This window comes from Desulfogranum japonicum DSM 18378 (assembly GCF_000429945.1).
Taxonomy (GTDB): domain Bacteria; phylum Desulfobacterota; class Desulfobulbia; order Desulfobulbales; family Desulfobulbaceae; genus Desulfogranum; species Desulfogranum japonicum.
The window spans coordinates 41431-50989 of the sequence record NZ_KE386999.1 but is presented as its reverse complement, the minus strand read 5'-3'; the positions used below and the strand labels follow the sequence as shown (position 1 = coordinate 50989).

Below are 9559 nucleotides of genomic sequence, written 5' to 3'. Positions count from 1 at the left end.
TGAAGCTGAAATAATAACCGCCTTCCATACGGGAGAGCACACTTTTCACCGCACCATCGGGATGATAGGTGATAAAAAACATGCGTCCTGCTTCATCGACCTTGGCTGTCAACTGCCCCTGCTGACTATAACTGTATCGTGTAGCATGCCCGAGCACATCGGTTACCCGTGTGAGCAAATCGTTTTCCCAGGTGTAATGTAGAGTGCGGCCATTCTGGTCCGCAACCTGACGGATCTTGCCCTGATCAGTATAGGTAAAATCGAACACCGTGGCGTGGCTGCGATCCTGAATGGTAAGCAACTGATTGCCCTGGTACGTATAATAGGTGAGCGCGCCCCTTCGGTCCCCGGTTTCCACCATGCGCCCCTGCCCATCATAGAGCACATATTGGCCTTTTTTATTCTGCCATCGAAAACCCGTATCCAGAGCATGCAGGGTAAAGGTTCTGTATCGATAGAGGCCGCCTGCCTCTTTATGATAGGTCAGATTACCTTTTTTAAGGGTGTTATCTCCAGATGAACCCTGAATCCGGTTGAATTCGTGTTCGAACTGCCATTTACCATCCACGTAGAGACGGTAAACTTTGGCATGACCGCCTGCAACCTTGACAGACATGTCCACCAGATCATCCTGGTACTGCCGGGTAAAGAGATTTACATAGGAATAGGTTTTCTTACAGGGCTTGCTATTGCAGGACTGGGTTGTGGAGTCCTTGTCAGGTACAGCGGTACCTTCCGGACACATGTTACAGGAGGAACCTTCGGAACTACCGTTGCCATCATGTGTCTCACAGACAGGGGAATTGGTTCCAGGATCACCACTCGAACCACTATCATCAGTTGCACCATCATGCTGATTACCGGCTTCACTGGTCTCGTCATCCAGGGAGTGCACCTGTACACTATCCACTTGGCTGCCATCTACGGATTGGCTGCCAAAATCGCTGGAGCTAAGCCCAAGGTCTGCATAGGCGATGGAAGTGCAAAGGAAAAATGCTGCTATCAGGGCGAGGAATTTCTGTACGGAAGGTAATATTTTCATAACGGAAGGAAAGCGAAAGAGAATGCGGCCAATATATTTCTATAAACAGTGCGTAAACATACCCTGCGGTTTAAAGCTTTCAGGGAAAACCTGGAACTCAGGGTTGTACAGGTGAAACAGCAACAACAGGATGCTTTTTCACAGTAAGCCAAGAACTAAGCCCCTGAAAAATAACAGCTTACAGCGAGTTAGCAATACAAAAGGATCTGATCACCGAATTCCCCTTGCGGCACAACGATAAAAAATGAGGCATCTTGGAATTTAGCTGGCCAGGCTCTTTTGGTGAGGCCCCCCTTATTACAATTTCATGGTGCGCACGGCGCACCCTACCAGAGTTCATTGCAACAAATGAGATGCGGGAAAGCGGAAGTATTGAGCATTACATGTTGGAAATAAGCTCTTAAAGATTATTGCCTCGCTGAATACCATGGACAGGCACTCCTGCAGGTGAAAGCGAGCTAATCCTGTCATCAGCTGCTCCTTATGTGATATTTTCTTTTTCTGTCTTTATTTTCTCTTTTCGTTTGTTAAACTCTGCGGCTGCAAGCCAGCATTTTTTACTCTGACCCCTTTTTTTCTTCGATTCTTTCTAATTTTATGGTTGCTCCTGGTAAAGGGGCTTGAAGCCGGACGGATTCAAGCTTATCCGTCTCCCCTGTGAGGAGTAACTTCAGATCAATATATACAATACACTTTGCCAAATGCTCATCCAAAGTATTTATGGTGCATTGTCCCCTTCAAAAGGGGCTTCCTGTGGCCCAAGATCTGTTCCTATGGTCAGGGTACCTTCCCGTGTGGTGCCGTAAATAATACCTGATTTCAGCATTTCCCGGTTGGTGACTTCGAGCTTTACTTCACTGCCATTGAGATAGGCATTGATTACCCGATGCATCATTGTACCGCGACCAACGGTTTCTGCCCCTTCTTTCCAATGGGTACCGCCAGGTTCATCCACAATGTATCCCCTGGCTCCCATCCATGACCCATAGTCAATGATCAGGCCGTTATAGCCCTGAAAAACGATGTCTACAAATCCCAGGCACATCCAAAACAGGAGCAGAAAGGCGAAGAGGAACTCCACAGAGGAGGATCCCTGTTCAGACTTACGGATCAATCTTTCCTGTTTTTTCCCGGACACTTTAGACAGGTGTTTGCCAGAAGCACCTGTCAGGGTACCAATACTGCAAATACAAGTAAAAATCCTGTTGGTCACGCTCTTCATCCTTTTTGCAGATTTGCTTCATGTCACACTATGATCAGCCAATCCAATATATCATAGTTATATGCGCAGATAACGCCCACGCAGATACTAATGGCATACGGGGTGGTCCCGGCATCTGGCCCTTTGGGTAAAACCAAACCAGTTCCCCTGAACAGTAAAAAGGTGACAACAGCCGTAATACAACCCCAATACCAGGTAAGGGTTGGTTTGATTTTGCTTCGCTTCAGTATAACGACAAAGCTGATAACACCACCAGCCAAAACCGACGCAAGCAGCGTCTCGCAAATAAAGGCAGGCCCCATAAGGGCTCCGATTGCGGCAAAAAGTTTCACATCACCGCCTCCGAGGGCACCAAGACAAAAAGGGATCAATGGGAGGCCTCCGCCAATGAGCAGGCCGAGGAAGGACAGGCCAAGACCTGTCCATCCCTGCTGAATCCCTGCGAGCCCAAGCCCCATAACCAGCGCAGGAAGGGTTAACCAGTTATAGATTTTCCCTTTCCAGACATCGGTAATAACGGCACAGGCGATCACTGCAAGAGTGATCGCCATTCGAAGCTCGACTTCGGGATACGACAACATTACCATTGAACGGCTTATTGGAAACCAGCGCTCAGGTTGGTTTTAACGTTTTCTCCCATTGCGTCGACACCATCTTGAAAATGTCCTCTAAATGCAAAAGCAGCACCCAAAATGGCAGCAACAACGCTGGCCATGAGTACCATGTACTCGGTTCCGGACTGTCCGGATTCTTCTTTATAGAGTCTTTTTAAAAGTTCCATGTCATCCTCCTAGGAATGTTTTTTTTTCTAGGCTTGAATCACCATTGACTCAATCCTGGACTCTGTGCCTCATTGTTTTTCATACTGCATTCCTTTGCTTCAGAGAAGGTCGTGGCATCTCTCCATGAGGCAACGAGATAGCCTGATTTACTCCGGCCCCTACCGGATTCGACAACCTGAAATACAAAAGAATCTCTCTCAACTCCTGCCTGGGTAATTATTCTCCTTGGTCCAGAGCACCATATGCAGGCTTATCACCGCCATGCAGGAGTTACAAATCAGTTACATCACAATATATACTGTCTCATTTCAGTTCAAGGAGCTTCCAAAGCGATATATTGGGAATATCAGGATAAATTCTGCGAAGTTCCTGAAAATTTTCAGCCAGCACAGTTGCAATTTCGCTGGTGTTTCCAGAGTCGACACCAGCTATCAGCCCATCACCTGTATACCCTCTCTTGGGAACTAAAATTGATGGATTTGCTATACTGGCAGCCTCTGCCACCAGCTGTTTCATGACTGTTTTCCGGCCAATTTGATGGGTGTCCTGCCCTGCTTCAGCTACCTTGCGCAAATTCTTATAAGCAGCCAAAGTCTGCATGGCAGCTTTCCCGGTGGAAGCAGCATTGGTTACAGCGGGGATGGTCTGCACTCCACCACTGCCAGAGGCGTAATAGAACAAACTGGGGTGCATGGACGTATCTGCCAGAGAAATGCCACTTAGGCCTTTTTCCCACCAAGCGGTATCTGAATCAAGCAGTACGGAGAGGTCCATCCCATCGTTTCCCTCAGATACTGCCGAGACGGAAACAGTGGTGGTCAACCCAGAGGCCATTGCCAGGGTTGAATCAAAATAGCTTTGCCCGCCTTCCTGCCACCAGCCTCCTGACTGTTGGGCCAATAATCCAGAGGGATCAACAGCATTACCGGGATTATTTCCCACATAGGCGTAGGTGTTGATACCGCCAGCCAAGCCAATGGGATCCCGTTGGGTAAAACGACCGATGGAGGGGTCATAATATCTGGCCTGGAAATAGATGAGGCCAGTATTATCCGGTTCACCTCCTGTAAAGCCAAAACCGGGTGTTTCTCCTGTATGCTGTTCCAGCCTGTTTCCCCAGACATCAAACCGTTGATTGGCCTTCACCTTTCCTGCAGTTCCAGACATTGCCAGTACACTGCCAAGCCCATTATGGTGATAATAATAAGCTGAATCTCCACTGTGCCGCATCATGGGAGAGGTATGAGCCACACCACGGGTATATCGGGCAGCAGGGGTGTTGAACTGATCAATATATTCTGCATAGAGCTGATCACCGCTATAGCGATAATGGTGTTGTACACCATCAATGGTTTTGCCGATTCTGTGCCCTGCAGGATCGTAAAAGTATTTCTCCAGCCTGGATCCGGCCTGACTCACCTCCGTGAGTCGATTGAGTGCATCATACCCATACTGCACGACATGCTCACCATCACAATGGGTGGAAGAACGGGTTATATTTCCGCCAGATGCATGCTCTATCAGGTTGCCGGCTTGATCGTAAACAAACGCCTGCAGCACCGGGCCGCGCTCTGAACCGTTACGGACCTGGAGAAGCTGATTGGCCTTATCATACTGATAAATGAAGGTCTGAGGATTAAGGGTGCCAACGATTCTGGAAATCCGGTTACCGAGAGCATCATAACTATATTGCTCATCCTGATCCGGATCACCACCGCTAACGGTTAACAGTCGGTTCAACTCATCATAGCCATAGGAATAGGCAAGAGTATTGCCGCCGACATTTTCCGTATATCTGTCAACATTGCCATAGCCATCATAGGTATAATCGCTTTGCTGGAAAACAGTCTTGGTTCCCTGCCCATGTACAACCCTTCGCACCTTGTCGTCAGCATAATAGGTGTACCGTGTCGACACACCGGTTGGCAGCATTTTCTCAATCAATCTTCCACCTGGGTCATAGGTAAAAGAGACCACACCCTGATCCGATGTCCATATACGACTGAGTCGCTTTGCCATATCATAGCTGTAGGTGGTCTGATTCCCCTGGCCATCGGTTACTGACTGCAGCATTCCACCCGGGGAATAATTGTAGGCAAGCTCCCAACCTCGACTATCGATCTCTCTGCTTAAACGATGTGCCTGGTCATACTCATAGGTATAGCGAACCAAAGTGGATGAGTCCTGGGGATCGAATGACTCCACAGTTATTGGCTGCCCCAGGGGATTTCTCTTAATTTCAAGGAGTTCTATTTCGCTCTCTCGCCCGAGCAACTGATGCCCGTACCCGTATGTAAATGTGGTTACCTGCCCATTTTCATTGGTCGATTGCACCAGATTGCTGTGGATGTCATAGACAAACTGCTTACTTTGCCCCAAAATATTGGTTTGCCGGATTACCCTGCCAAAATCATCATAGGTATAGCGCATCTGCAACTGCACATCGTCTCTGGAAGGGTCAACAGCCGATGCTGCAGTTACCCCAGCTCGAACCTGCTCAAGCTGGCCTAGAAGATTATATATGTATCGAGTCACAGGTCTCTTGCCATCTGCCGTCAAAGCTCCAACAATACGGATCGGCTTTCCCTGTTCACTGTAGCGTATCAGTTTTACGACCTTGGATTTTCCGTGACTTCCAATAACGCGCTGAGCAATAACCCTACCCTTGCGATCATATTCGTAGACAACAGCCCGCGCATTCTGCTGCCCCTCCACCAGGGGAAAGGTTTTACGCATATAACGACCAGGTGTTTTCTGGTTCTCATATATATAGGAGGTCACACTGCCGTTGGCATCGATGAATGTCAGCGGCCTGCCAAGACTATCACGCTGCAGGGTAACCTGTTCACCCACGGGGTTGGTCACCTGTACTTCCTGCCGGGCATTATCATATGCAAAATCAAGGGAATATCCATCTGGATCGGTAAGTCTGTTGATATGGCCCTGATCGTCATAACCGATGGTATAGTATTGATCGCTATTCAGGGTAAGCTGAGTAATTCGATCAACAGCATCGTATTGCCACTGCTTTCTAGCCCAGATGGTATCATTCTGTTGCAGTCGTTCTTCTATAACGTTTCCATTAACATCATAGTAATACTGTCGTTGCAACCCCTGAGCATCACTCCCTCGTACAACCCTGCCAAGACTGTCATAGGCATATTCCGTAGTATACCAGGAACCATCCAGGCCACGAACCACCCTCCCAAGGCTATCGTACTGTACAGGTTTACGCTCCACAGGATCAGCAGCATTGATTTTACCGTCTTTGTTGCTGTCTCCATGGCGGCTGACAGCGGTAAGGTACAGATCGTTTTTATCATACACATATTTGATAAATGGCCCTGTCCATTTGCGTCCATCGGCAACCTGTTTGGTGGTGCGCAGATTACCATGTTCGTCGTAGGTGTATAACGACCAGGAAACGAAATCCATGGGACCGGTGGTATAGGGTATGATTGGCTTGATCCCTGAACGTAGGGTTACCTCTTCGAGCAAATTTCCCCGGGTATCGTATTTATACACAGTGTAGTTATCTTCCACGTCTTTATATTTTTGCGGCTGATGAAAGACGGTAAAGGAAGAGAAGGTTTCTGTTGCTCCATTGGGATGTTGAATGGCTGTAACATTTCCTGACGTATCATAGGTGTAGCTGGTTGTATGCCCGGCGGGATCTGTGGTTGTTATACGCTGCAGAGGGAATTTTGGATCATAGGTATAGATCCACTGCCTGTTATTTTCATCCACGATTTTGCTTGGCATCCCATGAATTGTAAAAAAGTACTGCCGTTTTTGACCAAAGCTGTTTTCCTGGGTTGTTACTCTATATTGGTCGTCATAGGTAAAGTGTTCAACCCGACCCAGTGCATCAATGTGCTTGGATACGCGCCCATCCGGATGATAGTGGAATTCCATACCATTGCCTTTAGGCAATACATAGCTTTTCATGGCATGGTTTCGCGCTTCCCCATCGTTTCCTGTATAATACGAATAGGTCAATGGAGGCTGATTCACCGGGGAACTGATAGCCAGTGGATTTCTGAAAGCAACCAGGTTGCCGTACTGGTCATAATCGTATTGATACCTGCGACCGGAAAAATCCTTGATTTCATAAATACGCGAACCGATATAGGAAAATGTCAATTCCCTTCCCAAATCGTCGGCAACCAAAGTCAAACGAATGCCGACATACTCCAGGTGCATCCTGTTGCCGTTGCGATCCTGTATGGAAAGCAATTTAGCTTTTTGTCCGCCATCCTCAGTACTTTGCACAGACTCGAAAATGTAGGCCAGACCATTCTTCTCCTGAATGCGAAAGGTGCCATTTGCAAGTCTGCGAAAAATCACATGGGTTCCCTGGGGATTGTTCAGGTCAACTGAGTGTTTGATATTGCCGTGGTTATGTTTGGAAGTGGAGAAAAACTTCTCATTACCGGTCCCATCTAGCCAGCTCACCTTGGCCAGCCCATTTTCAACACCGTAAAAACGAAGCTTGTGGTTAAAGCTGTGTGTCCAGCCAAATCCCAATGGTCCATCCTCGGGATTGCGACTGTTGTAAGAACGTACAAAGGCTATGGGCAGGCCTCCTCTGCCGGGGATATACAAATCCTGTTCAGCGTGGTACATGTTTCCGGTAACCATGTTTACGGGGTCACCGGCAAAGGTGGTCAGCTCGTTCGTTCCATTATTTATTAAGCCGGAAATGCTGTATACAGGTTCACCCGGCAAGTTTGCCATGGACGGGGAATTCCCGTCCACAACATAACCTTGAGCATCACTCTCCTGCCTCTTTTTAGAAGCGGACGCAGCTGTTTTTCCGTCCTGCTCCTTTGTAACTTCCAAATCAATCTCAATCTCCTGGCCGTCAACGGTGCCGCTGCCATCCACGCCTTCGCCGTCAATCTCCAGGCCGTCAACATCGGTGCCATCAATCTGGATACCATCTATATCAATCCCGGATACGTCTTCCCCAGTTACTGAAACACCATCGATGTTTAGACCATCAACCTCAACACCATCGATGTCAACGCCTGTAACTTCGGTTCCAGATACACCGCTGCCATCCACTGCCTCACCGGCAACACCTGTACCGCTGACTCCCTCACCGGACACTGCAGAACCATCTATTCCTGTTCCTCCAACTTGGGTACCCTCTATCCCGGTTCCGGTAACTTCAGTGCCGGACACCGTGGTGCCATCCACACCAACACCAGCAACCTCCATGCCACTTACATTCTGCCCACTGATTCTGGTGCCACCTACTTCGCTCCCTGTAACAGAGGAGCCATCTATGGCCACGCCACCAACCTCTGCGCCGTCTATACCTGTCCCGGCAACTTCAGCGCCAGATACGCTACTGCCATCTACTCCGACACCAGTAACTTCAGAGCCACTGACACTCTGACCACTGATTTCGGTACCAGCGACTTCGTTCCCAGAGACGGAGGTGCCATCTATTGCCACACCACCTACCTCTGTGCCGTCTATGCCTGTCCCGGTAACTTCAGCACCGGAGACGCTACTGCCATCCACACCGACACCAGTAACTTCAGCGCCACCGACATCTTTACCACTTATCCTGGTGCCATCAACCTCACTTCCCGAGACGGTAGATCCATCTATTGCCACACCACCTACCTCTGTGCCATCTATGCCTGTCCCGGTAACTTCAGCACCGGAGACGCTACTGCCATCCACACCGACACCAGTAACTTCAGTACCACTGACATCCTGACCGCTGATTTCTGTTCCGCCGACTTCGTTCCCCGAGACGGCCAAACCATCTATTGCTGTACCACCAACCTCCGTACCGTCTACAGCCGCCCCACTCACCTGAGCACCATCTATTCCGGTTCCATCAGCCTGAACGCCAGTAACTTCAACGCCGCCAACTTCCTGACCTGCAACCTGGGTACCATCCACTGCCAGACCGTCAATCTGTGCACCGGAAATCTCAACACCATCAATTTGCACACCACCTACCTGGTCACCTGAAACCTCCAGCCCATTGATCTGGTCGCCGCTGATCTGCTCTCCGGAAACTTCTACTCCATTAATCTGCGTGCCACTAACTTGATCACCAGAAACCTCTACTCCATCAATCTGCACGCCACTAACCTGATCACCAGAGACTTCTACTCCATCAATCTGTTCACCATTGACCTGGTCGCCGGTGACATCTACTCCATCAATCTGTTCACCATTGACCTGGTCGCCAGTGACATCTACTCCATCAATCTGTATACCGTTTACACCGGTACCATTTACGCCAGTGCCGTATACACCGGTACCATTTACGCCTGTGCCGTGTACACCGGTACCATGGGATTCCTGTCCATGGACCTGGCCGCCCCCGGTTACCTCTGTGCCTCGAACCTGCCTGCCTCCCATGGCTGTGGCATCATCCACGGGTATGGCCGTGGTAAGCAGACCACTGAAAAGCAACACCAGCAGTCCCTTGCAATATTTATTCATAGTATCCTCAACTTACCGGCTGTTTATATGAAAGTTCCC

The 9559-nt window shown here is 49.0% G+C and carries 5 protein-coding genes; all 5 read right to left on the bottom strand.

The window, feature by feature from the left end:
- Window positions 1-1042: RHS repeat domain-containing protein (locus tag G493_RS0126820; RefSeq protein WP_028582817.1), on the bottom strand; the 1042-nt coding region annotated here is incomplete at its 3' end.
- A 718-nt stretch (window positions 1043-1760) separates the two neighbouring features.
- Window positions 1761-2255 carry a hypothetical protein gene (locus G493_RS0126805; RefSeq protein WP_153306690.1) on the bottom strand — a complete coding sequence of 165 codons (495 nt, stop codon included), beginning with the start codon at window positions 2253-2255 and terminating at the stop codon, window positions 1761-1763.
- 32 nt (window positions 2256-2287) lie between these two features.
- Window positions 2288-2815 (bottom strand): A24 family peptidase, encoded by a 528-nt coding sequence (locus tag G493_RS32865; RefSeq protein ID WP_051310040.1) that lies wholly within the window; start codon window positions 2813-2815, stop codon window positions 2288-2290.
- Between the two features lie 44 nt (window positions 2816-2859).
- Window positions 2860-3045, bottom strand: a complete 186-nt coding sequence (locus G493_RS0126795; RefSeq protein ID WP_028582815.1) for a Flp family type IVb pilin — start codon at window positions 3043-3045, stop codon at window positions 2860-2862.
- A 304-nt stretch (window positions 3046-3349) separates the two neighbouring features.
- Complete coding sequence (locus G493_RS0126790) at window positions 3350-9520, bottom strand: RHS repeat-associated core domain-containing protein (RefSeq protein ID WP_028582814.1); 6171 nt, start codon at window positions 9518-9520, stop codon at window positions 3350-3352.
- Between the last annotated feature and the right edge of the window lie 39 nt (window positions 9521-9559).